Annotated in this window: 25 protein-coding genes; 10 read left to right on the top strand and 15 right to left on the bottom strand. The window is 37.4% G+C overall.

All coding sequences use genetic code 11. The features are described from left to right. Positions 1–11 precede the first annotated feature (11 nt). From lolE to prfA, 9 genes are all read right to left on the bottom strand, one after another. Positions 12–1,262: a lipoprotein-releasing ABC transporter permease subunit LolE gene (lolE, locus tag NYR30_RS05880; protein WP_066112852.1), complete on the bottom strand. Its 1,251-nt coding sequence runs from the start codon at positions 1,260–1,262 to the stop codon at positions 12–14. Beyond that, positions 1,259–1,981 (bottom strand): lipoprotein-releasing ABC transporter ATP-binding protein LolD, encoded by a 723-nt coding sequence (gene lolD / locus NYR30_RS05885; RefSeq protein WP_066112853.1) that lies wholly within the window; start codon positions 1,979–1,981, stop codon positions 1,259–1,261. The genes lolE and lolD overlap by 4 nt, the downstream gene beginning before the upstream one ends. Next, a complete protein-coding gene (locus NYR30_RS05890) occupies positions 1,974–3,158 on the bottom strand; it encodes a lipoprotein-releasing ABC transporter permease subunit (RefSeq protein ID WP_066112854.1) in 1,185 nt (394 codons plus the stop codon). The genes lolD and NYR30_RS05890 overlap by 8 nt, the downstream gene beginning before the upstream one ends. Positions 3,159–3,252: 94 nt before the next feature. Beyond that, positions 3,253–4,194 (bottom strand): 2-hydroxyacid dehydrogenase, encoded by a 942-nt coding sequence (locus tag NYR30_RS05895; RefSeq protein ID WP_066112855.1) that lies wholly within the window; start codon positions 4,192–4,194, stop codon positions 3,253–3,255. A gap of 139 nt (positions 4,195–4,333) precedes the next feature. After that, positions 4,334–5,188: a 3-deoxy-8-phosphooctulonate synthase gene (gene kdsA, locus NYR30_RS05900; RefSeq protein ID WP_066109960.1), complete on the bottom strand. Its 855-nt coding sequence runs from the start codon at positions 5,186–5,188 to the stop codon at positions 4,334–4,336. A 15-nt stretch (positions 5,189–5,203) separates the two neighbouring features. Further along, a complete protein-coding gene (locus NYR30_RS05905) occupies positions 5,204–6,040 on the bottom strand; it encodes a SirB1 family protein (RefSeq protein WP_066112856.1) in 837 nt (278 codons plus the stop codon). A 7-nt stretch (positions 6,041–6,047) separates the two neighbouring features. Beyond that, positions 6,048–6,917, bottom strand: a complete 870-nt coding sequence (prmC, locus tag NYR30_RS05910) for a peptide chain release factor N(5)-glutamine methyltransferase (RefSeq protein ID WP_066112860.1) — start codon at positions 6,915–6,917, stop codon at positions 6,048–6,050. A gap of 2 nt (positions 6,918–6,919) precedes the next feature. After that, positions 6,920–7,411 (bottom strand): RDD family protein, encoded by a 492-nt coding sequence (locus tag NYR30_RS05915; protein WP_066112857.1) that lies wholly within the window; start codon positions 7,409–7,411, stop codon positions 6,920–6,922. Positions 7,412–7,427: 16 nt separating this feature from the next. Then, on the bottom strand, positions 7,428–8,510 hold the full coding sequence (gene prfA, locus NYR30_RS05920; protein ID WP_066109969.1) for a peptide chain release factor 1: 1,083 nt from the start codon (positions 8,508–8,510) through the stop codon (positions 7,428–7,430). Positions 8,511–8,874: 364 nt separating this feature from the next. On the opposite strand from prfA, the gene NYR30_RS05925 reads away from it, so the two are divergent. Further along, a complete protein-coding gene (locus NYR30_RS05925; protein WP_066422205.1) occupies positions 8,875–10,083 on the top strand; it encodes an aromatic amino acid transport family protein in 1,209 nt (402 codons plus the stop codon). A 361-nt stretch (positions 10,084–10,444) separates the two neighbouring features. Here the strand turns inward: NYR30_RS05925 and NYR30_RS05930 are convergent, their stop codons facing one another. From NYR30_RS05930 to NYR30_RS05945, 4 genes are all read right to left on the bottom strand, one after another. Beyond that, positions 10,445–11,806, bottom strand: a complete 1,362-nt coding sequence (locus tag NYR30_RS05930; protein ID WP_066111486.1) for an MFS transporter — start codon at positions 11,804–11,806, stop codon at positions 10,445–10,447. 36 nt (positions 11,807–11,842) lie between these two features. Then, positions 11,843–12,418 carry a TetR/AcrR family transcriptional regulator gene (locus NYR30_RS05935; RefSeq protein WP_066111484.1) on the bottom strand — a complete coding sequence of 192 codons (576 nt, stop codon included), beginning with the start codon at positions 12,416–12,418 and terminating at the stop codon, positions 11,843–11,845. A gap of 191 nt (positions 12,419–12,609) precedes the next feature. Beyond that, the gene (recN, locus tag NYR30_RS05940; protein WP_066111482.1) at positions 12,610–14,286 is read right to left on the bottom strand and encodes a DNA repair protein RecN; all 1,677 of its coding nucleotides are present in this window, start codon (positions 14,284–14,286) and stop codon (positions 12,610–12,612) included. 70 nt (positions 14,287–14,356) lie between these two features. Further along, entirely contained in the window at positions 14,357–15,277 is a 921-nt protein-coding gene (locus NYR30_RS05945; RefSeq protein WP_066111480.1) for an NAD(+) kinase, read from the bottom strand. 180 nt (positions 15,278–15,457) lie between these two features. Between NYR30_RS05945 and grpE the strand changes: the two genes are divergently transcribed. The 6 genes from grpE (at position 15,458) to NYR30_RS05975 (ending at position 19,932) form a co-directional block, all read left to right on the top strand. Beyond that, the gene (gene grpE, locus NYR30_RS05950; protein WP_066111478.1) at positions 15,458–16,048 is read left to right on the top strand and encodes a nucleotide exchange factor GrpE; all 591 of its coding nucleotides are present in this window, start codon (positions 15,458–15,460) and stop codon (positions 16,046–16,048) included. Positions 16,049–16,616: 568 nt separating this feature from the next. Next, positions 16,617–16,889: a BrnT family toxin gene (locus tag NYR30_RS05955; protein WP_066111476.1), complete on the top strand. Its 273-nt coding sequence runs from the start codon at positions 16,617–16,619 to the stop codon at positions 16,887–16,889. After that, complete coding sequence (locus NYR30_RS05960; RefSeq protein WP_066111474.1) at positions 16,876–17,190, top strand: BrnA antitoxin family protein; 315 nt, start codon at positions 16,876–16,878, stop codon at positions 17,188–17,190. Before NYR30_RS05955 ends, NYR30_RS05960 begins: the two co-directional genes overlap by 14 nt. A 237-nt stretch (positions 17,191–17,427) precedes the next feature. Further along, positions 17,428–18,057 carry a lipoprotein insertase outer membrane protein LolB gene (gene lolB / locus NYR30_RS05965; protein WP_065238596.1) on the top strand — a complete coding sequence of 210 codons (630 nt, stop codon included), beginning with the start codon at positions 17,428–17,430 and terminating at the stop codon, positions 18,055–18,057. After that, a complete protein-coding gene (gene ispE, locus NYR30_RS05970) occupies positions 18,057–18,932 on the top strand; it encodes a 4-(cytidine 5'-diphospho)-2-C-methyl-D-erythritol kinase (RefSeq protein ID WP_302502308.1) in 876 nt (291 codons plus the stop codon). Before lolB ends, ispE begins: the two co-directional genes overlap by 1 nt. Before the next feature lie 49 nt (positions 18,933–18,981). Then, positions 18,982–19,932 carry a ribose-phosphate pyrophosphokinase gene (locus tag NYR30_RS05975; protein ID WP_065233544.1) on the top strand — a complete coding sequence of 317 codons (951 nt, stop codon included), beginning with the start codon at positions 18,982–18,984 and terminating at the stop codon, positions 19,930–19,932. 54 nt (positions 19,933–19,986) lie between these two features. Here NYR30_RS05975 and folC read toward each other — a convergent pair whose 3' ends face one another. Next, positions 19,987–21,306 carry a bifunctional tetrahydrofolate synthase/dihydrofolate synthase gene (folC, locus tag NYR30_RS05980; protein WP_302502309.1) on the bottom strand — a complete coding sequence of 440 codons (1,320 nt, stop codon included), beginning with the start codon at positions 21,304–21,306 and terminating at the stop codon, positions 19,987–19,989. A gap of 102 nt (positions 21,307–21,408) precedes the next feature. Between folC and NYR30_RS05985 the strand changes: the two genes are divergently transcribed. Both NYR30_RS05985 and der read left to right on the top strand, forming a co-directional pair. Continuing rightward, positions 21,409–22,275, top strand: coding sequence for an EamA family transporter (locus NYR30_RS05985; protein WP_302502310.1), 867 nt, complete (start codon positions 21,409–21,411; stop codon positions 22,273–22,275). A gap of 118 nt (positions 22,276–22,393) precedes the next feature. Further along, positions 22,394–23,911: a ribosome biogenesis GTPase Der gene (gene der / locus NYR30_RS05990; RefSeq protein ID WP_302502311.1), complete on the top strand. Its 1,518-nt coding sequence runs from the start codon at positions 22,394–22,396 to the stop codon at positions 23,909–23,911. A gap of 125 nt (positions 23,912–24,036) precedes the next feature. Here the strand turns inward: der and fumC are convergent, their stop codons facing one another. Further along, a complete protein-coding gene (fumC, locus tag NYR30_RS05995; protein WP_066105342.1) occupies positions 24,037–25,431 on the bottom strand; it encodes a class II fumarate hydratase in 1,395 nt (464 codons plus the stop codon). Between the two features lie 308 nt (positions 25,432–25,739). Between fumC and metX the strand changes: the two genes are divergently transcribed. Then, positions 25,740–26,825: a homoserine O-acetyltransferase MetX gene (metX, locus tag NYR30_RS06000; protein WP_302502313.1), complete on the top strand. Its 1,086-nt coding sequence runs from the start codon at positions 25,740–25,742 to the stop codon at positions 26,823–26,825. The last annotated feature ends 20 nt before the right edge of the window (positions 26,826–26,845 follow it).

The raw sequence follows: 26,845 nt of genomic DNA on the forward strand, positions 1-26,845 counted from the left end.
TCAACTATTATTTAGTGGTTATTTAAAACTTTTGCTGGTTGTAAACGTGCTGCTCGAATCGCCGGATATAATGAAGCCACTAAACTCAAAATTAAGGTGGCAAAAAATACTAACGCAACATCAGTAACATGCAATTCACTCGGCATAAAATCAATGAAATAGACACCATCAGATAAAATCTTAGTATGTAAGACTTTTTCAATAATATAGATAATTTCAGTAAGATTTAAAGCCACCAAAATACCTAACACAATCCCCCACAAGCAACCTTTCATGCCAGAAAATAGCCCATACCATAAAAAAATATGACGGATAAAACGGCTATCTGCCCCTAAAGTCCGTAAAATCGCAATATCATCCTGTTTATCTTTCACCGCCATAATCAGCGTAGAAATAATATTAAAGCAGGCAATTCCAATCACTAACACCATTGCTAAATACATAATGGTTTTAATCAAAGAAATATCGCGATACATATAGCCAAAACTATCAATCCAGGTATTAGCAATCAACCCTTGTGGATAAGTTGCCAACGCAGAATAGTCAAAACTATTAACCGTAAAAGGCGATTTAATCGCTAATTCTACGCCAGTTACCTGATTTTCATTGTAATTCATATATTGTTGTGCCACCGACAATGGGATAAACGCATAACTATGATCAAGTTGTCCATCTAAGCGTAAAATACCCATCACTTGTAAACGGTGCCGTTCCGGTTGTGCCATTTTACTAATATCTTGTTGATTTTGATTAGATACCAACAGCGACACCCAATCCCCCTCTTTCACATCAAGATCTTTGGCAATACCATACCCAAGAATAATACCTTGTTTTTCTGCAGCAAATTTTTGCCAACCTTGCTGCAACACAAATTGTCCAACGGCACTTACTTGTTGCAGTAATGTTGGATCAAGACCTTTCACTTGAATGACTTTCAATTTACTGCCTGATTCTGCCAAGCTGGTAAAAGCAACATAAGGTGAAATACCTTTAATTTGCGAATGGTTAGCTAAAGCTTGTTGTAATTGATGCCAATCTTCTATTGGCTGGCGCTCATAACCCGTAATATCAATATGTGGCACTACGGCAAGAATCCGTTGATCCAACTCACGTTGGAAACCATTCATTGCACTTAGCCCAATAATTAACACCGCAACACCCAAAGCAATACCAATTGTTGAGAACCACGCAATTAAAGAAACTAAACGATTTTTCTGTTTACCACGCTGATAGCGCCAGCTAATGAAAAATGGTGTACTCATAGAATATTCTCCGCCGTTAATACACCATCTTGCATTTGATATCGTTGTTGTAATTTGGCTGCTAGATTTAAATCATGTGTCACCAATAAAAAGGCTATTTGCTTTTCTGCATTCAGTTGTTGAATCAGTTCAAAAATATGCTCTGTCGTTTTTTGGTCAAGGTTACCTGTTGGTTCGTCCGCCAACACCAAATCAGGATTGTTTACTAATGCTCTCGCAATCGCTACACGCTGACGCTCACCGCCAGACAACGCTGATGGACGATGTTCAATACGGTGCGCTAAACTGACCGCTTTTAACATTGCTTCCGCTTGCGCATAAGCGCGATCTTTTTTCTCACCAGCAATTAATAAAGGCATTGCCACATTTTCTAGCGCCGAAAAGTCCGCCATTAAATGGTGAAATTGATACACAAAACCTAAATGACGATTACGTAATTTCGCTACTTGGCTATCTGATAATTGTGATAATTGTTGTCCATTCAGCCAAACTTCACCGCTAGTAGGTTTATCCAAACCACCCAACAGGTGCAACAAAGTACTTTTTCCTGAACCTGAACTACCAACAATTGCAGTAAGATCAGCACGTTTCACCCCAAAAGAGATATCTTTTAATACCGGTGTTGCTTTATCTCCTTCTTGATAAACCTTTGATAACTGTTGGCAAGTTAATAACATAGCTTGGTTGTTTGAATTTACATTAGACATAGAATTACTCATAACGCAACGCCTCCGCTGGTTCAATCTTCGCTGCACGATAAGCCGGATAAAGCGTAGAAAGGAAAGATAAAGTTAATGAAAAAATAGTAATAAATAGAATCTGCACCATATCAAGTTCACTTGGTAAGGTTAATCCTTGTGGATTTAATAGCGATAAAATCGGCGTGAGATATTGGCTAGATAATATGCCCAAAATCACACCAACTACTGTACTTAGCATACTAATCGCCATACCTTGATAAATAAATATCTGCATAATTTGACGGCGTGTTAAGCCTTGTGTTTGCAAAATAGCAATTTCCGCTTGTTTATCAAGCACCATCAAACTTAACGAAGTAACGATATTAGCGATAGCGACTAGAATAATTAAGCCCACCAATAGTGACATCATATTCTTTTCCATTTTGACAGATTGGAAAAATTCCCCTTTTTGCGCGCGCCAATCGCTAATTTTCCACTGTTTTTCTGGAAAATAATTCGGTAATTCAGTAATTAAGAATGGATCCTGTAAAAATAGTCGCTGCCCTTGCACTTGATCTGCTTTTAAACGCAATAAGCGTCCAACATCTTGCAAATTGGCGAATACTTGATCGTCCATACTCCATTCTGGATAGATTGCTGAAATAGTAAATAGGCGTTGTACTGGAATTCTGCCTAACGGAGTATAAACGCTATTTTCCGGGATCAATAAGCGTACCTTATCACCAACGTGTAATTGGTTTTGCTTGGCTAAACGACTGCCAATAATCAGATTAAATTGATTTGCAGGTAATAATGTGCTTAATGGCTGATCTAAGGTTTCCAATAACGGATCATCTTGTCGTTGCTCTACCCCAATCAATTGAGCAGCGCTTAAACCATTAGTACTTTGGATAATCACTTGTGCCAAATTAATCGGTACCGCTTTAGTAACAAAAGTTGGCAACGGCGGTAATGAGGTTTGTTGCAAAGAGAAAGATTGTTGCTGTGGTGCAACAATCGCTTGTGGAATATGGGATAAAACATTCTGTTTTTGATAGGTTTCAAGACCATTCATTACTGACAGCACAATAATGAGTGCCATAACACCAAGCATAATGCCAATACTGGCTAAGCGAGTGACCAAGCGCCCAAAGCGATCTCCACTTTTGGAACGCCAATAACGCAATGCCACCATCAGTGGAACATTCACCGACATAGTTTTCCTTATGACTTACTAATGATTACATAATAAATCCGTCCATTAAGGATGAACGGATCCATTTATTATTAATTATTCATCTTGTAGTAATTTATTTGCCTGTCGCCACAAACTCTTCAATATTTTGCGCCACTTTATTTACTAGCGTTGTTACTGCTGAATCTGATGCCCATGCAATGTGTGGCGTAATCAATAAATTTGGTAAACGTTTCGCCGCTTCCATTAAAATATTGCCTTTTTCTGGTGGTTCTTTACGCATTACATCAATTGCTGCACCAGAAAGATGACCTGACGTTAAAGCATCTAACAATGCTTGCTCATCAACCAACGGACCACGACCAGTGTTTATTAAAATTGCCCCTTTTTTACATAACGCCAACGTATCACGATTAATTAAATTTTGTGTGGTTTCTGTTAATGGGCAATGTAGGGTCAAAATATCTGCTTGCGCTAAGACCTCTTCAAATTTGGTATAACCTTCACGAATTGTTGTAGCACCACGATGCTCTGCATATAACACCTGCATACCTAACAATTCTGCTAAACGTCCGATCTCACGTCCTAAATTACCACGACCAATAATACCTAATACTGAGCCTTTTACATCTTTGATTGGGTAATCAAAATAGCAAAATTGCGGATTATCCACCCAACGATCAGTTAGTTGATCACGATACCATCCCATTAAGCTATGACGTAACGCATAAATCATTCCTAACACATGTTCAGGAACAGTCACAGAGGAATAACCTGTCACATTTTTGACCACAATGCCTAATTCTTTCGCCGCGACTAAATCAACATTATTGGTGCCTGTTGCGGTAATCGCAATTAACTTTAATTTCGGTAATTGCTGCATTACCTCTTTACTGAAAATCACTTTACTGGTGATAACAATATTTGCATCTTTCGCTCTCTCGACAACTTGTGCTGCTGAAGTATGTTCATACTCAGTCCACTGATGCGCAAATGTCGGGCGAGGAATAGGAATATGTTTTGGAATGGCAGTGCTATCTAAAAAGACAATTTTCATTACAGGCTCCTTGTTTCAATTTGGTAACAAAAACGTTTTTCAAGATAACAATAAAAGTAAGGGTTGCAAAGTAGAAATTGGTAAATTCAACGCTACTGTCCAATTTCTACTCATTATGTGTATCAACCTTGATTTTTCACTAATTAGCGGTATCTAATTCAGGGAAACTTTTCACCAAATCATCGATCGCTTTCATTTGTGCAACAAATGGTTCAAGCTTATCTAATGGCAATGCAGATGGGCCATCACATTTTGCTTTCGCCGGGTTTGGATGCGCTTCGAGAAATAATCCAGCTAAGCCAATAGCCAAACCTGATCGTGCTAATTCAGTCACTTGAGCACGACGACCACCAGAAGCAGCACCAAAAGGATCACGACATTGTAATGAATGTGTGACGTCAAAAATCACCGGGCAACCTTTAGACACTTGCTTCATAATGCTAAAGCCAAGCATATCTACAACAAGATTGTCATAACCGAAGTTAGTACCACGATCACATAAAATCACTTTGTCATTACCACATTCTTCAATTTTCTCAACAATATTGCCCATTTGTCCTGGACTTAAAAATTGTGGTTTCTTCACGTTGATAATGGCACCAGTACGCGCCATCGCTTCTACTAGATCTGTTTGTCTCGCTAAAAATGCTGGTAATTGGATAATATCCACCACTTCTGCAACCGGCTGGCATTGATAAACTTCATGCACATCAGTAATAATTTTTACGCCGAAAGTCGCTTTTAACTCCGCAAAAATTTTCAATCCTTCTTCCATTCCCGGGCCACGATAAGAGTAGATTGAAGAACGGTTTGCCTTATCAAAAGAGGCTTTAAAGACATAAGGAACTTTTAATTTTTCCGTTACTTTGACATATTGCTCACAAACCTGCATCGCCATATCGCGACTTTCCAACACATTCATACCGCCAAATAAAACAAACGGTTTGTTGTTTGCAATTTCGATATTGTCCAATTTAATAATTTTATTTTGCATACTTGTTTCCCAATACTATTGAAATGAATAAGGAATTGCCTCTAAATCTTTAATTTGCATTTTAACTAATGGCGTTGCCGGATCTTCTGGACATTGTTCCACAAAATATTGCAAATCTGGCACTGCCAAGTGGAAACATTCCATATGTCCATAAACGACACCACGATCACGAATTTCATATGGATTTTCTGGATCTTCGCTTAATTGATGTTCGATTAACGCTAATGCTTGTTCATTTTTGCCTTCACGAATTAACGCCATTTTTAGCACTTGATACACACGATCTTCTAAATCAAAGATATCTGCGCTCTCAATATATTCTGAGGTGAGTGGTGTGCCAAAGCCTAGATAACCTTCCAACCATGTTTTTAAGGTATCATATTGCACATATTTACCATCCCAAGGGTTGATGAAAGCCACTTCTTCGTCCACATCTGCTCGTAATAACAGCTGGGTTGGGAAATTAATCCCTGTAATAGGTAAATCAAACTGTGCAGCAAGGAATAACACCATTGAGCCTAATACGGCTGGCGTACCCTCTTTGGTATCCAACACGTGAGAAAACATCAAGTTAGATGAATAGAAATAACTTTCTCGATCACAAAAAAAACCTTTCTCACCATAAAAAAATTGTAATAACAGATGGATACGCATTTTCGGATCCTTTTCTTCACCAAAGAAAATTGCTAATTCTCTGGTTAAATGCCCCATACGTCCATAAATGCTGCTGGTTTTACAATTAGGATCAATGATTTTATTTAACGATAGAATATATTGAAAAAGTTGTTTTTTCGCTTTCACTCGTAAATCATATTCTCTTAATTTTCTGTCACTCTCATCTATGCTAATCATATATTTATTATTTACTCCATCTCGCGAAAGTTACGCGTTGATTACCGCCATAATCTATTACTGTTTGGATATCTTGCCAATGATATTGCGCAAATAATGTTTGTACTGCTTCTGCTTGCTGCCAACCATGTTCTAAGAGTAGCCAACCTCGTTGAGCAATAAAACCGCATCCATGTTCGATAATATGTGCAATATCCGCTAAACCGTTATCTTCTGCCACCAATGCTGATAGAGGTTCAAAGCGAACATCTCCTTGCTGCAAATGCGGATCATCCTTAGCAATATAAGGCGGATTACTGACAATAATCTCAAATTTTTGCTGTTGAGAAAGTGCTGAAAACCAATCGCTCTGTAAAAAACTCACCTGTTTAATCTGATTGGTTTCGGCATTTTGTGTCGCTAACGCCACTGCTTCAGCAATGCGATCAACACCCATCACCTGATAATCACGCTGCCGTTGCTGTAATTCATCTGCTAACGCTAAAGCAATCGCACCAGTACCCGTCCCTAAATCCAATATATGCAATGGCTGTGGTGGTGGAAATTGTTGATCAATTAATGTTAGCGCCGTTTCCACTAAACATTCCGTATCCGGACGCGGAATTAAGGTTTTCTCTGATACTGCAAGATCTAAAGACCAGAACCCCCTATTTCCCGTTATATAGGCGATCGGTTCGCCTTGTGAACGTCGCTGTAACAAAGATTCCAGCTCTGTCAATGTTGTTGCAGTTAATTCTGTTTCACCAAAAGCGAGAAAATAGGAACGATCGCGCCCAGTCACTTTCGTTAATAATAGTTGCGCATCTATTTGCGCTGAATCATTGCCATTTTTTTGTAAATGCGCTATTGCGTAGCGTAGCCATTCGGCATAAGTCATCATCATCTATTTTTCGGTAACTGTACTACTCTAGACCCAATGATCAAATCGGTTAAGCTTCTATTAGTGCTATGCTTATTACCATTCCAAACTGCCACCAAGAAATTAGGTATGATATAAAAAATCGATAGCAACTGCATAAATAGAGTATCAATCACTTCTCGTAAAAAATAACGCGAAAAACTAATTTCTCTATTAGGCTCACGAATAACTTTAATCTTCATTATCCGTTTACCAATGGTTTGTCGATAACGATACATACAATAAAGCTGCGGTAATATGCTCAACAACACAACAACGGCAGAAATACCCCATATAGCAATATATGGATTCATTTCACTGCCAAACCGACCAACGCTTACTGGTATGATAAAAGAACAAATAAAGGCATATGCTGAATTTAGTAGAACAGCGGCAATGCGCCTCGCAATTGTCGCGACAGGAAAATCTTGAATTTCATCTTCTTGTACATATTGTGGTTCTACTAATGCCATTTTGTTACCTTAAGGATTAATTCTCATCTGACAACGCTGCTAATTGTTCCGCTTGATATTCAGTAATAATTGGTTGGATTAATTCTTCAATCTTACCATTCATAATTTCATCTAAACGATAGAGCGTTAGGTTAATACGATGATCAGTTACACGACCTTGCGGATAGTTGTAAGTACGGATTTTATCTGAACGATCACCTGAACCTAACAAACTACGACGAGTATCAGCCTGTTCTGCCGCTTTACGTTCTTCTTCCGCTTGTACTAAACGCGAAGCCAACACCGACATCGCTTTTGCTTTATTCTTATGTTGCGAACGCTCATCTTGACACTCAACCACAATACCAGTCGGAATATGGGTAATACGCACCGCAGAATCGGTAGTATTAACGTGTTGCCCACCAGCACCAGAAGAACGATAAGTATCAATTCGCAAATCTGCCGGATTAATTTCTGGCAATGCTGATTCCGGTAATTCAGGCATCACCGCTACGGTACAAGCCGAAGTATGGATACGACCTTGTGATTCTGTTTTTGGTACACGTTGTACTCGATGACCGCCTGATTCAAACTTCAACTGCCCATAAACATTTTCACCACTAATTTTAACGATAATCTCTTTATAACCGCCTTGCTCGCTCTCATTGGCACTTAACACTTCGGTACGCCAACGTTTACTTTCTGCATAGCGGCTATACATTCTGAATAAGTCGCCAGCAAAAATACCTGCTTCATCGCCACCTGTTCCCGCGCGAATTTCTAAATAGCAGTTATATTCATCATTTGGATCTTTTGGTAATAATAGAATTTGTAATTGCTGCTCGCTCTCTTCTATTCCCGTTGTACAAGCGGCGATTTCTTCTTCTGCCATCTCTTTCATACTCGGGTCATCAAGTAAAATTTTCGCCTCTTCCAAATCGTTATTTAATTGTTTCCAACGTGCAAAACATTTCACCACATCTTCTAATTGCGCATACTCTTTTGAATAAGCACGAAATTTTTCTTGATCATTGATAACTGAAGGATCACCAAGCAACGCTTGCAACTCTTCATAACGTTCATCTAAGGTTTCTAATTTACTAATAATCGAGGCTTTCATCATTCACCTTTGTTGTTATTGTCAATATTACGCTTAAGTCAAAAATCCGCTTATTCTAACGAATAATCCTTAAGATGAAAAAGGAAATATCTGTAAATTTATGCCGATTGTTGGAGATTCACTAATTTCTGTTTTTAGCTGATAAGTTTTAGTCTTTAATTTTGCTCATTACAATTTGCCTACTCGAAAATTAATGTCTTTTTAATCTGATACTTTTTTGATTTTGTGGCATAGATCTCACAATAACAGTTTAAAAAATAGGCTATTAGCGCAAAGCGCATCATAAGCTGTAAAAAAAGGATTACATTGTAAACCTTTTTCTATAAAATCTGCGCCGTCATTCACAATCTATGAGAATTTTATTATGAAAAATAAAACGTTAGGCAGTTCCTTAATTGTTGCAGGAACCACTATTGGCGCCGGAATGTTGGCAATGCCGCTTACTTCTGCAGAAATGGGATTTATTACCACTTTAATTTTATTATTTTTGTTGTGGGCATTACTCTCTTATAGTGCTTTGCTCTTTGTTGAGGTTTATCAAAAAGCAGAACGAAAAGATGCCGGTATTGCTACTTTAGCAGAACAACACTTCGGTATGATCGGTCGTGTATTAGCGACACTCTCTTTAGTCATCTTTATGTATGCCATTCTCACCGTTTATTCTCTTGGTGGTGGAGATCTCTTTACACCATTTTTAACATTTGCAGGTGAGCACGCTAATACTCTCGCCATTATCATTTTCGTAGTAGTGTTTGCAATTGCAGTCACCATCGGTACTAGTGCTGTTGATGGCTTTACACGTTTGCTCTTTATTGCCAAATTGATTGCCTTTGCGACAGTATTATTTTTAATGCTGCCAAAAGTAACATTAGAAAATTTAGGTGCAATGCCGTTACATCACTTCTTAATTATTTCGGCAAGTCCAGTTTTCTTTACCTCTTTTGGTTTCCACGTTGTTATTCCAAGTATTAATAACTATTTAGACGGTGATATTCGCCGTTTACGTATTGCGATTATCGGCGGCACTGCAATTCCTTTGGTTGCTTATATCTTATGGCAAATGGCAACCCATGGCGTATTTGAGCAAGTACAATTTATTCAAATTATCCGTAACGATCCAACCTTAAATGGTTTAGTACAAGCGACCTATCATGCTACCGGCAGCTCAATTATCAGTGGCATCGTGCGTCTTTTCTCTGCACTAGCTCTAATTACTTCTTTCCTAGGGGTGTCATTGGCACTAGTTGATTGCTTAGATGATCTATTAAAACGCGTTAACGTTAATGCTTCACGCATTAGCCTTAGCTTATTAACTTTTATACCAACTTTATTATTTGCGCTTTTCTATCGTGATTTCCTTGCTGTACTTACCTACGCAGGACAAATGTTCACCTTTTATGGTTTAGTATTACCTGTAGGAATGGCTTGGATGTTACGTAGAAAATATCCTGACTTACCATATCGTGTTATTGGCGGTAATGTTGGACTACTTGTTGCGTTAGTCTTAGGGCTATTAATTATGAATGTACCATTCTTAATTTCAGCAGGTTATTTACCGCCTGTTGTGGGTTAATATGTTAAGGTCCTAGACAAAGTCAATTATAAAACTTTTAGCTAAATTATTTCTTATCTAAAATTTAGGTTTCGCCCTAAAGGGCGACCTACTTTTCTTTGTATGCCCAAAGAAAAGTAGGCAAAAGAAATACACCCTCGCACTCTTGCTAATCCTCATTCCAATAAGATTTTCCGGGCGGCAAAAAAAGAGATTTTTCTCGCCAGCTCGAAAAATTGACAGCTTTTTTTGCCTGAAAATCTTATTTGCATTCGGGCAAGAGTAAGAGGGACCCAAAGCTATTTTATAGAAGTTTGTGACAAAATTTAGTTTGGTCAGTAGTCTGAGATCCTAGTAAGCTAGGACTTTAGCTTTTCATCATCTAAACCTTTCTCAATCTAACTTGATGGCTAAATTTAAGTTTAAACACTATCATACCTACCACATAAATTAACGCCAAAAACAATAGAATATTGCTATATACAACGGCGTTTGTTCCGGTTGGCAATAAATTGATGGCGACGACATTAAAATGCAAATCTAATAATTTGCTACATACTACTGATGAAAACGCATACGCCATAAAATTAACCAATGAGAATAACCCCATACCAATACCAATTTGTTGTTCAGGTAATAAATAAGAAACAAAATTAGATAAAGACATGGTTAAATAAGAACAACCCAAAACACCAAAAACCAATAATACCGCTATCCAAATTTCGGAATACCCTAATATTAAAGCGGTACCAACAAAATAAAGTAGCAGCATTAGTGAAGCCAGCGACAGCAAAAAGAGTGCGCCCATCTTATCTACGATTTTACCGCCAACAACACCCATAGCCGCGGTAATAATTGCCGCTGGGAAAATTAAAGTACCAATCTTGCCGGCAGACAACTGATACACCTCTGATAAATATAGCGGCGCTAAAAATGATTCCCCTGCCCCAACAAAAATAAAGATAAACAAAAAACACAACATAATAATAAACTTTGTATTTTTGAATAATGACGGGTGAATAAAAGGCGTTTTAGAGTGATGAATTCTAATTACAAACAGTACCCAAGCAACTAAAGAAAATAGTAGAAAAATGACATTAAATTGCGTAATTGCTAATAAAATACTTGATGCTCCGCAAGCTAAGAGAATGCCACCAACAAAATCAATAGCTACCTTTTTACCTTGTTCATTTGGCAAATTTTTCACATATAGTGGCAATGTTAAAATCAGGATCAATGACAGTAAAAATAATGCGCGCCAACTAAAATATTGAGCAACAAACCCAGCAATCATTGGACCAATTGCCGCACCTAATGCCGCACCGGTGGCTGTCATACCAAAGGCAAAGCCTCGTTCTTCCACTGCAAAATAGCGTGCAGGAATAATCATACCTAAAGTAGGGATAATTGCAGTACCTATCGCTTGTAATACACGAGCCAACAACATCGACGCATAATTTTGCCCCAGATAGCCAAGAATATCGGCAATTAATAAAACGATAAAAGCGAAAATAAGCAAGGTTTTCAATGAAAAACGTTCCGTACATTTGCCATAAATGGCGGTACTTATCGCATATACGATTAAAAAACTGGAGGAAAACCACCCCATTAATACTGAAGATAATGCAAACTCTTCGCGGATATTCGGTAACACAATGTTAAACATTGTTCCATTCATCACTGAAATAATTAACGAAAAGGCTAAGACAAATAATAGACTTTTTTGCTGTTGTTTAGATAACACAACTATAAACTCCTACGATAATGATCGTTGTATTGATTAAAGAAGTAATCCTTTGGTGAAAATTTCAACACTACTTTCGATATACTCTTCTAAGCTAATATCTGGGAAATTTCTTTTAGAATTCAGATGATTGATAAATGCCCCATATTGCGCTGTAACCATTAGCAAGGCAGCAACTCTAGTGTCAGTTTTCCTCATCAGATTGCGCCGTATCATTTCATCAAGGTATGCCACTAAATCATTTAATAAACTTTTAGGATGCTCTAAGATCTTCTTGCGTAATTCAGGCAATTGATCTTCCTCTTTCAACGCAATCATTAAAATTTTGCGGTTTTTATTCGCAATTAAATGGTATTGCGTAAAAATCAGCATTAAGTCTTTCTTTAAGTCATAAACTAATTCATTTTCAATAATGACCTTAAATTCCGCCGCATAATACACTTGATTACAGGCTTCCTCTAAAAGCGAGAGCTTATTACTAAAATTACGGAACAAGGTTTTTTCCCCGACCCCTGCTCGCTGCGCAATTTCTAAGGTTGTTACTGCTCTGAACCCTTTCTCCGCAACCAGATCAACAATCGCTTCCATCAATTTTTGTTTTGTTGTTTTCATTTTTATCCTTTCTCTTATTAAAAAATGACAGTAATTACTGTCATTTTTTGATGAAAAATACTCTTCTCTATGCTTTATGTCAAGATGATAAATAGCAAAAAAGCCATCTCCGAACTTGGAAATGGCTTTTTACTAGTATTACTCTTAATATTTCTTTATCCGTAGAAAATGCTATCTACACATCATTAATGTTAACCCGCTAATGCTAACATCTCTTCTGCATTTGCTAATGATAGCTGAGTAACTTGGCTACCACCGAGTAAGCGGCCTAACTCATTGACACGTTCTGCTGTATTTAACAACATTACTGTAGTTTCGGTTTTTCCCTCTTTACAATATTTTTCTACCTTGTAGTGGTGGTGCCCTTGTGATGCTACTTGTGGTAAATGTGTAATACAAAGGATTTGTACTGACTGTCCTAGTGAACGCAGTAACTTACCGACAATATTCGCTATTGCCCCACTAATCCCAACATCAATTTCATCAAAAATAACAGTTGGTACTGCGCTTTTATCTGAAGTCAATGTCTGTAACACCAAAGCAATTCGTGAAAGCTCACCACCTGACGCATTTTTATGTAATGGTTGTGCATTTTCACCTAAATTACTCATTAACATAAAAGTAATTTGATCTAAACCATTCGCAGATAATTTTTCTTCATTCGCCACACATTGAATATCAAACTCTGCATTCTCCATCGCCAGTTGTTTAATTTGTTCTGTCACCTCTTTTGCTAATAAGATTGCACCTTGTTGACGCCGTTCAGATAGCTGCTGTGAAATTGATACCACTGCTTGATACGCTTGTTGTTCCAATGCTATCAATTGATCTTCGCCATCAATATACTCCGCTAATTGCTGATATTCTTGTATCAATTGTTGATGGTATGAAGGCAGTTCTTCTACCGCAATACGGTGTTTTTTCGCTAATTGCAGTGCTTGTTTTATCCGCATTTCAGTATCTGCTAATAATTCAGGGTCATCTTCAATGCGATAAGCTAAATGCTGCACTTCTGAAATCGCTTCTTGAATATAGATTTGCGCCTGTTGAATTAATTGTTGCGCATTGCTAAATTGTTCATCTGCTTCAACCAGCTCATCGACATAATGGGCTGCTTTATTTAACAAATTATCTATATTGGCGGTTTCATTCTCTGCCAATAATTGCAAAACTGATTGCGAACCTCGTGTTAATAAATCACTGCTCGCTAAACGTTTTTGTGTCTGATCAAGTTCTTCAAACTCCCCATGTTTTAGAGCAAACTCGTTTAACTCCGCTATTTGATAATGCAACAATTGTTTTCTCGCTTCATTTTCCGCACATTGCTGACGAAAATCTGCTAAATTGTGCTGTTGTTGTTTCCAATGACGATACTGTTCTGCCAATTGTTGTAATAAATTGCGGTTGTGACAAAAGGTATCTAATAAATGTAATTGATAATCCGGCTTTAGTAACAGTTGTGAAGAGTGTTGCCCACTAATTTGCACCAATAGATCACCCAACTCTCTTAATTGTGCAGCAGGTACAGGTTGATTGTTAATAAATCCTTTTGAACGCCCTTCTTGCGTAATAATACGACGTAAAATACATTCATCCGGATTATCCTCATCATCTAACTCGTGATCTTTCAACCATTGCTGTGCGATTGCATTATGTTGTAGTGAAAAAACAGCGCTTACATCAGCGCGACTTTCTCCTGAACGCAGCATATTGGCATCAACTCGCTGTCCTAAACAAACAGCTAATGCATCTAATGCAATAGATTTCCCTGCGCCAGTCTCACCAGTAATCACTGACATACCATTAGCAAAATCAAGCGTAAGATGATTAACAATCGCAAAATTATTGATTTGTAATTGAGTGAGCATAAAGACCTCCAATACTGTATAAATATCAGTATATACTGTTTTTTTATACAGTAAAGAATTTCTTTTACACTTAGAATAATTTTTTAAGCCAACCGAGTTTTGAACTAAGAATGTTGTAATAGTTATAGTCTTGTAAATGCAGCAATTTCATCCGCAAATCACTCTTTTTCACCACAATAACATCATCAATACAGAAAGGAATATTCACTTGGCTATCGCAGCTTACTTCTAACTGACGAACATTATATTGCGCAAAGCGGAAATGTAATTTGCTATCACCATCAACCACTAACGGTCTTGAGGATAGTGTATGAGGGAACATTGGCACTAAGGTAATCGCATTCAGCAAAGGGGTTAAAATTGGACCGCCAGCAGATAAAGAATAAGCAGTTGAACCAGTCGGCGTGGCAATAATTAAGCCATCAGAACGTTGTGAAAAACAAAATTTATCATTGATATAAACTTGGAAATCAATCATATGCGCAATTTTTGCCGGATGGATAACTACTTCATTAATTGCTTGATTTTCAGCGATCACTTCTCCGTCACGAACAACATTAACATCTAATAAAAAGCGTTCTTCAACAAAAAATTCTCCACGATCCAAGCAGGCTGATAATTGTTCATACACTTGGTCTGGATCGATATCAGTAAGGAAACCTAAATTACCACGATTAATTCCGATTAATGCAGTATTGTAACGCGAAAGAATTCTTGCCTTACCCAGCATATTGCCATCGCCGCCAATAACGATAACCAATTCTGCCGCTGCACCAATTTCCTCTAATGTCGCAATATGACGAGCATCTAACTGTAATGCTTCCCCCACTTCCGGTTCGACCAATACGTGATAACCACGATGTCTTAACCAAATAAAGAGATCTTGGTGCATTTGTAATCGATCATCATGACGTGGTTGTCCCACCACACCTATCGTTCTAAACGAACGATGTAATGAATGACGATGTTTCTTTGTATCAAATTCTTGCATAACAATTACCCAGTTAATAACGCAGCGATCCTTGAATTGCGCCAAATGAGGCATATATTAACACAACTTTTGTCGATAATTTTGACTTAATCACGCTCAATCAGTGAATAATTAGCGGCAATAGTATTTTTTTGTTAAACTAGCGAGCGCTAAAGCAGCTATTTGATTTTGGAGAAAACTATGTCTGAACAGCAAACTACTACTGAAGAAAAAGTACTAAATAAAGAAGAATTAAATGAACAAGTTGCCGAAAATGAGGAAGTAGAAACAGCGAGTGAAGAAATTGACCCATTAAATGAAGCACTGGCTAAAATTCAAGATTTAGAAGCACAATTAGAAGAAGCAGCGAAAAAAGAACAAGATATTTTATTAAGAACTCGTGCTGAAATTGATAATATCCGTCGCCGCACTGAAGCTGATGTTGAAAAAGCACATAAATTTGGCTTAGAAAAATTTGCTAAAGAGATTTTAAATGTAATTGATAACTTAGAACGCGCTGCAGCCACCCCAAATAATTCAGAAGATGAAAGCGTGAAAGCACTATTTGATGGTGTAGAACTCACCTTAAAAGATCTTATCTCAACTGTAGCAAAATTTGGTATTGAACCAGTTGGTGTAGTTGGTGAAACCTTTAATCCAGATCTGCATCAAGCGATTTCAATGCAACCGACCGAAGGTTTTACTACTAATCAAATCACCACTGTTCTACAAAAAGGTTATCTTTTAAATGGTCGTGTTATTCGTCCAGCAATGGTGATGATTGCGGCTTAATCATACAACAAAATATAACCCCTAAATTTTACTAAAAACTTGCTCTAACCCCGAAAAGTTAGATAATAATTAAATGGACTGAAGTCGGTAACCGGATTCAGTCCATTTAATTTCATCGTATATGTCCTGATTATAATAGCAAACATAATCTTTAATAACCGTTCAAGTTCCTAAAAATAATTCATTGTTCTAATACGTCTGAATCGCTTAAAAAACATGAATAATGTAATGATTCAACTTATAGTGATCATTGCTAAGTAATAAAATGATATATACCTTCTCTACTTTTCCTTTTAGAACAGGGCTTCTTTAGAACCAGCCAATAAAAGCTGAATGCCGTTTTGATTGAAAATGCCTCAATAATTATCAAATAACGAATTAATTAGTAATGATCCACTGAATTTAATTGCAGCATCACCAATATTTTTAGGCAATCCTGGCACGCTAGGAATACCGATTGAGTTCTACATTTTTGCTCCAAAGAAATTAAATTGTACATACAAAAAAATTGCTTAGATACTATATTGTATGTACAATAAGACCATAAAAATTATTATGGTTAATCAAAATGAAAATAGAATTTGACGAAAATAAAAATAAAAGAAATATTGAAGAACGTAATTTATCGTTCAATGAAGTTAGATATTTTCATTGGGATACCGCAATTATTATCCAAGATGTAAGAAAAGATTATCCTGAAGCTAGATTTATTGCCACTGGCTATGTAGGAACGACAGAGAGATTACATATTCTTGTATTTACACCAATAAAAGGTGGCGTTCGAGTAATAAGTTTCCGTAAGGCAAACGATAGAGAGGTAAAGAAATATGAAAACCGATAAAACTAGACCAATGATCAATGATGATGGCGAAGTGAGAGAACTCTCTAAAGCTGATTTTGATGCAATGAAACCGTTGGCTGATGTTATGCCGAAAGAATTTATTGATATGGTTTTAGCTCATCAATCAGAAATGGAAAAACAAGGTAAAATTAAACCTCGTACGAGAGGAAAGCAAAAATCACCGACAAAACAAGCTGTCACTATTCGCTTATCTCCAGAAATCATAGAAGCATTTAAAGCTGAAGGTAAAGGATGGCAATCTAGAATTAATGAAGTATTGCTACAACATATTAGATCTTGATAAAGAGAAAGCTCATTTGATGTGAGCTCAGACTGTTGACAAGCCTCTAGACATACCTCTAGAGGTTTGTCAACAGTCTGAGTGATCGCCTAAGCGATCATCTTTAGTTGAAATAGATGTTTACACAGAATATAGGATAAGGTCGATAGGGTCTACTCTCAATTTAATAACTAACTTGCAACCCACTCAATATTGATTAGAATAGTGACTCTTTTTATCTGAATTGAGATCTCCACAGTGCTTAACAAATCCACTTTTCGTATTACGCTATTGTCGGCATTAACCTTATTGTTTGTAGGTTGTGCCACTCAAGAGCAATTCACACCCCCAGAAGCGGCATTACCGCATAACAGTCCAATTTGGCAGCAGCATCAACAAGCGGTAAATGCAATTAATCATTATGCGGCAGAAGGGCAACTCGGCTATATTGGTGACAATAAACGTTTCTCTTCTTCATTTGCGTGGCAATATTTAGGGCAAGAACAATATCGTTTACATTTTTCTTCTTTATTAAGCAGCAGTACCTTAACAATTGAAAAAAGTCCTGTTACCACAGTGATTTATGATAATAAAGGTAATTATTATGCTGCTCGAGATGTACATCAATTATTACAAGATGTGATTGGTTTTGACTTCCCCGTTGAACAATTTCCAAATTGGATTAAAGGATTGCCGGGTAATACAGAAAATTATGTGATCGACCAACAAGGATTATTGAGTCATTTTGACTATCAATGGCAAGGCGACAACTGGCAAGCAAAATATATCAATTACAATCAAACCGTTTCACCAAAATTACCTGAAAATTTATTAATTAGCGGCCCAAATAAAAAATTAAAAATTCAAATTAAACAATGGAAATTCTAATGACCACTAATCCATTTTTAGGGAAACCGTTGCGTTTCCCTTGCCCTGCAAAGCTAAATTTATTCCTTTATATTAATCAAAAACGTGCTGATGGTTATCATGAGTTACAAACGTTATTTCAATTTTTAGATTATGGTGATTGGCTCACTATTACCATCAACAATACTGGGAAAATTGAACTAACTAATCCGCTAGAAGGTGTTGCTTTGGAACAAAATCTTATTTATCGAGCAGCAAAAATGTTACAACAGGCGACTCAATCGACATTAGGCGCTTCAATTCATTTAGAAAAACATCTACCAATGGGTGGCGGCGTTGGTGGCGGTTCTTCGGATGCTGCTACCACTTTAGTTGCCTTAAATTATCTCTGGCAAACCCAACTTTCCGTTGATCAGTTAGCTGAATTAGGCTTACAACTTGGCGCGGACGTACCTATTTTTGTACATGGAAAAGCCGCTTTTGCAGAAGGCGTTGGTGAAAAAATTACTTATTGCCAACCGCCAGAAAAGTATTACGTTGTCGTCAAACCTAATGTCGCGATCTCAACGGCAAAAGTTTTCCAAGATCCTAATTTACCTAGACAGACGCCGAAAAAACCGTTAGCGGTATTACTCTCAGAAAATTATACAAACGATTGCGAAAAAGTTGTGCGAGATCACTATCCTGAGGTTGAACAAGCTATTCAGTGGTTGGTACAATATGCACCGACCCGATTAACGGGAACCGGCGCTTGCATTTTTGCAGAGTTTGATTCGCAAGATCGTGCATTAGCCGTTTTTCAACAACGCCCGTCCGATTTAACTGGGTTTGTTGCCAAAGGGGTAAATCAATCGCCTTTATATCTTACCCTTGCGGAAATACAACAACAATTTTAGTGGATTGTCCAACAATCTGAATATTTAATCACCAACACCGAGGTTTACAATGCCTGACATTAAGCTGTTTGCTGGTAACGCAACACCAGAACTAGCAAAGAAAATTTCTGAACGTCTTTATACTTCTCTTAGTGATGCAATCGTTGGCCGTTTTAGCGATGGCGAAATTCAAGTCCAAATTAACGAAAATGTACGTGGTTCTGATGTTTTCATCGTGCAATCCACTTGTGCACCAACTAACGATAATTTGATGGAACTCGTAGTAATGATCGACGCATTACGTCGTGCTTCTGCTGGCCGTATCACTGCAGTTGTGCCTTACTTCGGCTATGCACGTCAAGACCGTCGTGTACGTTCTGCTCGTGTACCAATTACTGCTAAAGTCGTTGCAGATATCTTATCTAATGTCGGTGTTGACCGCGTATTAACTTGCGATTTACACGCAGAACAAATTCAAGGTTTCTTTGATGTTCCAGTAGATAACGTATTTGGTTCTCCTGTATTAATTGACGATATTTTGAAGAAACAAGATTTAGAAAATCCAATCGTGGTTTCTCCAGATATTGGTGGTGTGGTGCGTGCAAGAGCGGTAGCAAAATTATTGAATGATACCGATATGGCGATTATTGATAAACGTCGTCCACGTGCAAACGTTGCGCAAGTTATGCATATTATCGGTGATGTCGCTGGTCGTGATTGTATCTTAGTGGACGATATGATTGATACCGGTGGTACTTTATGTAAAGCCGCGGAAGCATTAAAAGAGCGCGGTGCAAAACGTGTATTCGCTTATGCAACTCACGCTGTATTCTCTGGTTCAGCAGCGAAAAACATTGCTAGCCCGGCATTAGATGAAATTGTAGTAACTGATACTATTCCACTTCGTCCTGAAATTATTGCTTTAAATAAAGTGAGAGTATTAACGCTATCTGGTATGTTAGCGGAAGCGATTCGCCGTATCAGCAATGAAGAGTCTATCTCAGCAATGTTTAATAATTAATTTACATATTGATCTGTTAAAAACCCTGCAATTGCAGGGTTTTCTTTTCGCTTCTTATTCTAGTAATGTCAAAAAGTCTGCAACAGTATGGAATGAACCAAACACTAGGATTAAATCCTCTTTTTGGCTCTGTTTTAATGCCAATTCCACACCTTGTAACATCGAACTTACAGCATAAACAGAAGAGCTGATTTCTACTTTATCTAACATCACATTTAATTTCTGTTGTAACACTTCACCAGCTTGCCCACGCTCACCTGCAAGTGGTACACAAATCCATTCGTTAATTAATGGTAACAGCGGTTGCAACACCCCTTCCGCATCTTTATCTTTTAAAATGCCGCATACTGCATAAATATGCGCATAATGTGCTTTTTGTTGCGCTAATTGCGTAGCTAGATAACGTGCCGCATGCGGATTATGTCCTACATCCAACACAATTTGCGGCATAGTGTCAGCTGTTAATGCAAAAGTTGTTGCTAATTTTTGTAATTGCGCTTGTTCTAAAAATTGAAAACGCCCTGCTAGCTCTACTTTTGCTAAACTCTCAATAATCTCCATTTGACCAATATCAAATGGTAAAAACTGTAATGCCGCTAATGCAGTCGCCGCATTAGGTAACGGAATATGGCATAACGGTAAATTGGTTAACTTTTGCTGTGATGATTGCCAACACCAACTATTCTCCGATTGCTGGTAATCAAAATCTTTACCGCGATAAATCGCCTGACAATGTAATTTTTCTGCTTGCTGTTTTATTGATTCTGGGCAATTTGGCTCCCCGACCACTAATGGTTTATGTGCGCGACAAATTCCCGCTTTCTCAAAACCAATTTGCTCTCTGGTATTGCCTAAAAACGCAGTATGGTCGAGATCAATTGAGGTAATTATCGCTAAATCGGTATCAATAATGTTGGTTGCATCTAAACGTCCACCTAACCCAACTTCCAAAATAATGACATCAAGATTAGCTTGTTCAAATAACCACAATGCTGCCAATGTACTAAATTCAAAATAGGTCAATGAATCACAACGTTGTTGTTCAATAGCGGCGAAAGCTTGCGTATGTGCATTAGCTGGTAGTTCTTGCCCTTGAATACGGACTCGCTCTTCATAACGCAAAATATGTGGTGAAGAATAAACACCAACGCGATACCCCGCATTTAATAGAATAGTTTCCAATAATCGGCAAGTTGTGCCTTTACCATTGGTGCCTGCGACCGTAATCACAAATGCGCTTGGATGCAACAACTGCATTTTTTCCGCAACTCGGCTAACCCGCTCTAACCCCATATCTATCGTTTTACTATGTAAATGTTCCAGATAATTTAACCATTCCGCTAATGGTGTATCTGTTGTTAAATTTTGCTTCATACTTCTATCCTTATTTTTTGCTTGCTTATCATAGTTAATATTGCCTAAAATCGCCAGCTGTCTTGCGTCATATAAGCGCAAAATTAGATTAAGGAAAAAGTTATGATATCTCTGTTTATTGCTATCTTTTGTAGCGTCGCGGTGAGTGTATTTTTGAAAATTGCTCGCGCTCAACAAATTGTGATTCAGCAAGCAATTGCTTGTAACTATTTAATGGCTGGCAGTTTAGCCTATTTTGTCCTGCAACCTGATTTTATGGGTCTATCTTTTAGTGATGCCATTCGTCAAAATGAGCATAGTTGGCTCTTTCTATTATTAGGCTTTTTATTACCAACAATTTTCTTAGTAATGGCAAAAGCGATTGAATATAACGGTATTGCACGCGCTGATGCAGCACAACGCCTCTCGCTCTTTTTACCAATCTTAGCCGCATTTCTCTTTTTTGGTGAAACGCTGACCACACAAAAAAGTATCGCGATTATTTGTGCATTTATTGCCTTGTTTGCGTTAGTTTTTAAAGCCAATCTGTCGCAAACTTCGCAAAGTATCAAAGGCTTTTTGCTGCTACCGTTGGTCTGGTTTGGTTACGGCATCATTGATATTTTATTTAAACAAATTGCTAAATTTGGCATGGCTTTCTCTTTTGCTCTATTTACCTCCTTTGTCATCGCCGGCTGCTTTATTTTTGCCTATTTAATTTTTACCAAGACACGTTGGCAGGGCAAAAGTATGTTGGCTGGTTTATTTTTAGGTACATTAAACTTTTTAAATATTCTTTTCTACATTAAGGCACACCAGCAATTAAGTGAAAATCCGTCTTTAGTTTTTGCTGGCATGAACATTGGTGTAATGATTTTAGGCGCAGTGATTGGCGCTTTTGTATTTAAAGAGAAACTCAACAAAATCAATCTTGCTGGTATTGGCTTAGGTATTGTCGCGATTATTTTATTGTTAATGCCGATTGCTTAACACCATCTTTATTGAATTAATCCTTGATAAAGAAATAAAAAGCACGAAACAGTTCGGATTTAATAATAAATTCGCTATAATGTGCGCCATTTTTGAATATGAAAAAGTTGAGGTATTTATGACTCCTGTCATTGCGTTGGTAGGACGCCCAAATGTTGGTAAATCAACATTGTTTAATCGTTTAACTCGTAGTCGTGATGCACTCGTCGCTAATTTTCCAGGATTAACTCGCGATCGTAAATATGGTCAGGGTCAATTAAATGGCACTGAATTTATTGTTATTGATACTGGCGGAATTGACGGTTCTGAACAAGGTATCGAAGTTAAAATGGCTGAACAATCATTATTAGCCATTGATGAAGCAGATATTGTTTTATTTCTCGTTGATGCGCGTGCAGGATTAACTGCCGCAGATATTGGTATTGCGCAATATTTACGTCGTCGTGAAAAACCAACTGTGGTCGTTGCTAATAAGATTGATGGTATTGACGCTGACTCTCATGTTGCAGAATTTTATCAATTAGGGTTAGGTGAAATCGCCCAAATTGCAGCATCTCAAGGACGTGGCGTAACGCAATTAATTCAAGATGTATTAGCACCATATCAAACAGAAAATCAAGATGATGAAATAACAAGCGATACTGATGATGATTGGGATAATGACTTTGATTTCAGTGATGATGAATTAACTCTTGCTGAAGATGAAGAGCTTGATATTACAGAAGAAGATTTTGCAGAAGATAACGAACAACAAGAAGATCGTCCAATAAAAATTGCTATCGTTGGTCGTCCAAATGTTGGTAAATCAACATTGACCAATCGTATTTTAGGCGAAGATCGCGTGGTCGTTTATGATATGCCGGGTACCACTCGCGATAGTATCTATATTCCAATGGAGCGTGATGGTCAGCAATATACTATTATTGATACTGCTGGAGTGCGAAGACGCGGTAAAGTGACTTTAACTGTCGAAAAATTTTCTGTCATTAAGACTTTACAAGCGATTCAAGACGCCAATGTAGTGTTACTGACTATTGATGCACGCGAAGGAATCTCTGATCAAGATCTTTCTTTGCTCGGCTTTATTTTAAATGCGGGTCGCGCCTTAGTTATTGTGGTCAATAAATGGGATGGATTAAGCCAAGAGATCAAAGACAATATTAAATCTGAATTAGATCGTCGTTTAGATTTTATTGACTTTGCACGAGTACACTTTATCTCTGCATTACATGGTAGCGGTGTCGGTAATTTATTTGAGTCTGTGAATGAAGCGTATCAATCTGCGACACAGCGCTACTCTACTTCGCTATTAACTCGTGTTCTACAAATGGCGACAGATGAACATCAACCGCCAATGATCGCAGGCAGACGCATTAAATTAAAATATGCCCACCCGGGTGGACATAATCCGCCAATTATTGTGATCCATGGTAACCAAGTAGATAAATTACCAGATTCATATAAGCGTTATTTATCGAATTATTATCGTCGCAGCTTGAAAATTATTGGTTCGCCAATTCGTATTCTTTTCCAAGATGGTGATAATCCATATGCGGGTAAACGTAATAAATTAACGCCAAATCAATTACGTAAACGCAGACGTTTGATGAAGTTTATTAAGAAAGCGAAAAAATAAAGTTTATCTATATGCAACAATACCTCGCCGCGGCGAGGTATTTTTTATTATAACCAGACAACGTATGGTTATAATAAAAAAGGGTACTGCAAAGTACCCTCTTCAAAAACATTTTTATTGCTTACTTATTTTAAGCTACCAACCATATCTTCTGGACGAACCCATTCATCGAATTGTTCTGCAGTAACAAAACCTAAGTTAATTGCTTCTTCACGTAATGTAGTGCCATTTTTGTGGGCAGTTTTCGCAATTTTCGCTGCTTTTTCATAACCGATATGGGTATTTAATGCAGTTACCAACATCAATGAGTTTTCTAATTGCATTTTGATACGTGGATAATTAGGTTCAATACCTACTGCGCAGTGTTCATCAAATGAGATACATGCGTCTGCTAATAATTGTGCAGATTGTAAGAAGTTAAACGCCATTACTGGTTTAAATACATTTAATTGGAAATGACCTTGTGAACCAGCAAATGAAATAGTAGTGTCGTTACCTAATACTTGCGCACAAACCATTGTTAACGCTTCACATTGAGTTGGGTTAACTTTACCTGGCATAATTGATGAACCTGGTTCATTTTCAGGAATTAAGATTTCACCAATACCTGAACGTGGGCCAGAAGCCAATAAACGGATATCGTTAGCAATTTTGTAAAGAGATACCGCTAATTGTTTTAAAGCACCATGAGTTTCTACAACCGCATCGTGAGTTGCTAATGCTTCAAATTTATTAACCGCAGTTACAAATGGTAAACCAGTAAATTTCGCAATATATTCTGCAACTTTTACATCATATCCTTTTGGTGTATTTAATCCTGTACCTACTGCTGTACCACCTAATGCCAATTGACCTAAGTGAGGTAAAGTGTTTTTCAATGCTTTTAAGCCGAAATCTAATTGCGCTGCATAAGCTGAGAATTCTTGACCTAGTGTTAATGGAGTAGCATCCATTAAGTGAGTACGACCGATTTTCACTACGTTAGTGAATTTAGCTGATTTTTCAGCAAAAGTTTTTTGTAAACGTTCAATCGCAGGAATTGTCGTTTCTACCACTTTTTTATATGCAGCAATGTGCATTGCTGTTGGATAAGTATCGTTTGAAGATTGTGATTTGTTTACATCGTCATTTGGGTGAATAATGCTTTTTTCACCAAGTTTTCCACCATTAAGAACGTGCGCACGATTTGCTACTACTTCGTTTACGTTCATATTTGATTGTGTACCTGAACCGGTTTGCCAAATAACGAGTGGGAATTGATCATCTAATTTATTTGCTAAAATTTCATCACAAGCTTGTGCGATTAAATCTCTTTTTTCGATTGGTAATACACCTAAATCATAGTTTGCATATGCTGCTGCTTTTTTTAAGTAACCGAATGCTTCGATAATTTCGTGTGGCATTGATGCTGATGGACCAATTTTGAAGTTGTTACGTGAACGTTCTGTTTGTGCTGCCCAGTATTTATCTGCTGGTACTTTCACTTCGCCCATAGTATCGTGTTCAATTCTAAATTCCATAATGATTACCTCTAAACAAATGTTAAAAAATTGGCGCAAGTTTAACACTCACGAGGTATAAATTGAATTTATCTAATGATGAAAATTTTTCTTTTATGACATAGATCATAAAATAAAAGGTGCGCACCGCCATTAATGTGTATTTTATGTGCAGCTTTTCCTCTCACATTTAGCTATTTTTTAGTTAGACGTTTAGACGTTTTACTTTCTAGATGTTTAGACATCTAAAATTTCTTGACATCATCCTCACTGCTCGTTAACTTATTCACCTATTCACTATAATAATAATCGCTGTTTTAGGAAGTTATATGCCTGCGCAACAACTTACATTATTCACAGATTCCGCGCTTACACTTACGCTCGGTGGTTCACTGAAGAATATTACTGTTTGCTATCAAACTTATGGGCAAATCAATCCGCAACAAGATAATATCATTCTGATCTGTCACGCTTTAACCGGCGATGCTGAACCCTATTTCTCCGATAATAGCCAAAAAGGTTGGTGGCAAAATTTTATGGGGCCGGGTATGGCATTAGATACCGATAAATACTTCTTTATTTGTTCTAATGTGTTGGGTGGTTGCAAGGGTACAACTGGCCCAATGAGCGTAAACCCTGAAACAGGTTTACCTTATGGCGGTGATTTTCCACAAATTACCGTACAAGATATTGTTAAAGTGCAAAAAGCGTTGTTAGATCAGCTCAATATTTCTCATTTACATGCAGTGATTGGTGGTTCTTTTGGCGGAATGCAGGCTACCCAATGGGCAATTAGTTATCCTGATTTTATGGATTATGTGGTAAATCTTTGTTCATCACTTTATATGAGTGCGGAAGCGATTGGTTTTAATCACGTAATGCGACAAGCGATTGTTCATGATCCAAACTTTAATCAAGGCAATTATTATCAAGGCAAGTATCCTGAACAAGGTTTGGCAACTGCCAGAATGTTAGGAATGTTGACTTATCGTACTCATACACAATTAACCAAAGCATTTGGACGTGCCATTAAACAAGATACAAATTTCTTAGGTGACTATTTTCAAGTTGAATCTTATTTAACCTACCAAGGGCAAAAGTTTTTGGATCGCTTCGATGCCAATAGTTATTTGCAGCTAACACGTGCTTTAGATCTATATGATCCCGCTATTGGTTTTGCTAATGTAACAGAGGCATTATCACAAATTAAGGCAAAATATACCTTAGTCGCAGTCACCAATGACCAGTTATTTAAATTAATCGATTTAGAAAAAAGCAGACAATTATTGGAAAAAGCAAACATTGATTTATATTATGCAGAAATTACTTCTGATTTTGGTCATGATGCTTTTTTGGTGGATTATGAATTTTTTGCACCAAAAATTAAACGAGGTTTAGGAGAAATGACAAATTAAGTCATTCCTCCATAAGAATA

Source organism: Gallibacterium salpingitidis (assembly GCF_030517105.1).
Taxonomy (GTDB): domain Bacteria; phylum Pseudomonadota; class Gammaproteobacteria; order Enterobacterales; family Pasteurellaceae; genus Gallibacterium; species Gallibacterium salpingitidis.

Coding starts and splice junctions, on each gene's coding strand:
- NYR30_RS05935 (WP_066111484.1), bottom strand. CDS start 12,418: ATGAAAACAACAAAACAAAAATTGATGGAAGCGATTGTTGATCTGGTT.
- NYR30_RS05975 (WP_065233544.1), top strand. CDS start 18,982: ATGCCTGACATTAAGCTGTTTGCTGGTAACGCAACACCAGAACTAGCA.
- NYR30_RS05925 (WP_066422205.1), top strand. CDS start 8,875: ATGAAAAATAAAACGTTAGGCAGTTCCTTAATTGTTGCAGGAACCACT.
- NYR30_RS05895 (WP_066112855.1), bottom strand. CDS start 4,194: ATGAAAATTGTCTTTTTAGATAGCACTGCCATTCCAAAACATATTCCT.
- recN (WP_066111482.1), bottom strand. CDS start 14,286: ATGCTCACTCAATTACAAATCAATAATTTTGCGATTGTTAATCATCTT.
- ispE (WP_302502308.1), top strand. CDS start 18,057: ATGACCACTAATCCATTTTTAGGGAAACCGTTGCGTTTCCCTTGCCCT.
- NYR30_RS05985 (WP_302502310.1), top strand. CDS start 21,409: ATGATATCTCTGTTTATTGCTATCTTTTGTAGCGTCGCGGTGAGTGTA.
- NYR30_RS05955 (WP_066111476.1), top strand. CDS start 16,617: ATGAAAATAGAATTTGACGAAAATAAAAATAAAAGAAATATTGAAGAA.
- fumC (WP_066105342.1), bottom strand. CDS start 25,431: ATGGAATTTAGAATTGAACACGATACTATGGGCGAAGTGAAAGTACCA.
- der (WP_302502311.1), top strand. CDS start 22,394: ATGACTCCTGTCATTGCGTTGGTAGGACGCCCAAATGTTGGTAAATCA.
- lolD (WP_066112853.1), bottom strand. CDS start 1,981: ATGAGTAATTCTATGTCTAATGTAAATTCAAACAACCAAGCTATGTTA.
- kdsA (WP_066109960.1), bottom strand. CDS start 5,188: ATGCAAAATAAAATTATTAAATTGGACAATATCGAAATTGCAAACAAC.
- prfA (WP_066109969.1), bottom strand. CDS start 8,510: ATGAAAGCCTCGATTATTAGTAAATTAGAAACCTTAGATGAACGTTAT.
- NYR30_RS05890 (WP_066112854.1), bottom strand. CDS start 3,158: ATGTCGGTGAATGTTCCACTGATGGTGGCATTGCGTTATTGGCGTTCC.
- metX (WP_302502313.1), top strand. CDS start 25,740: ATGCCTGCGCAACAACTTACATTATTCACAGATTCCGCGCTTACACTT.
- NYR30_RS05960 (WP_066111474.1), top strand. CDS start 16,876: ATGAAAACCGATAAAACTAGACCAATGATCAATGATGATGGCGAAGTG.
- grpE (WP_066111478.1), top strand. CDS start 15,458: ATGTCTGAACAGCAAACTACTACTGAAGAAAAAGTACTAAATAAAGAA.
- lolE (WP_066112852.1), bottom strand. CDS start 1,262: ATGAGTACACCATTTTTCATTAGCTGGCGCTATCAGCGTGGTAAACAG.
- folC (WP_302502309.1), bottom strand. CDS start 21,306: ATGAAGCAAAATTTAACAACAGATACACCATTAGCGGAATGGTTAAAT.
- NYR30_RS05905 (WP_066112856.1), bottom strand. CDS start 6,040: ATGATTAGCATAGATGAGAGTGACAGAAAATTAAGAGAATATGATTTA.
- NYR30_RS05945 (WP_066111480.1), bottom strand. CDS start 15,277: ATGCAAGAATTTGATACAAAGAAACATCGTCATTCATTACATCGTTCG.
- NYR30_RS05915 (WP_066112857.1), bottom strand. CDS start 7,411: ATGGCATTAGTAGAACCACAATATGTACAAGAAGATGAAATTCAAGAT.
- prmC (WP_066112860.1), bottom strand. CDS start 6,917: ATGACTTATGCCGAATGGCTACGCTACGCAATAGCGCATTTACAAAAA.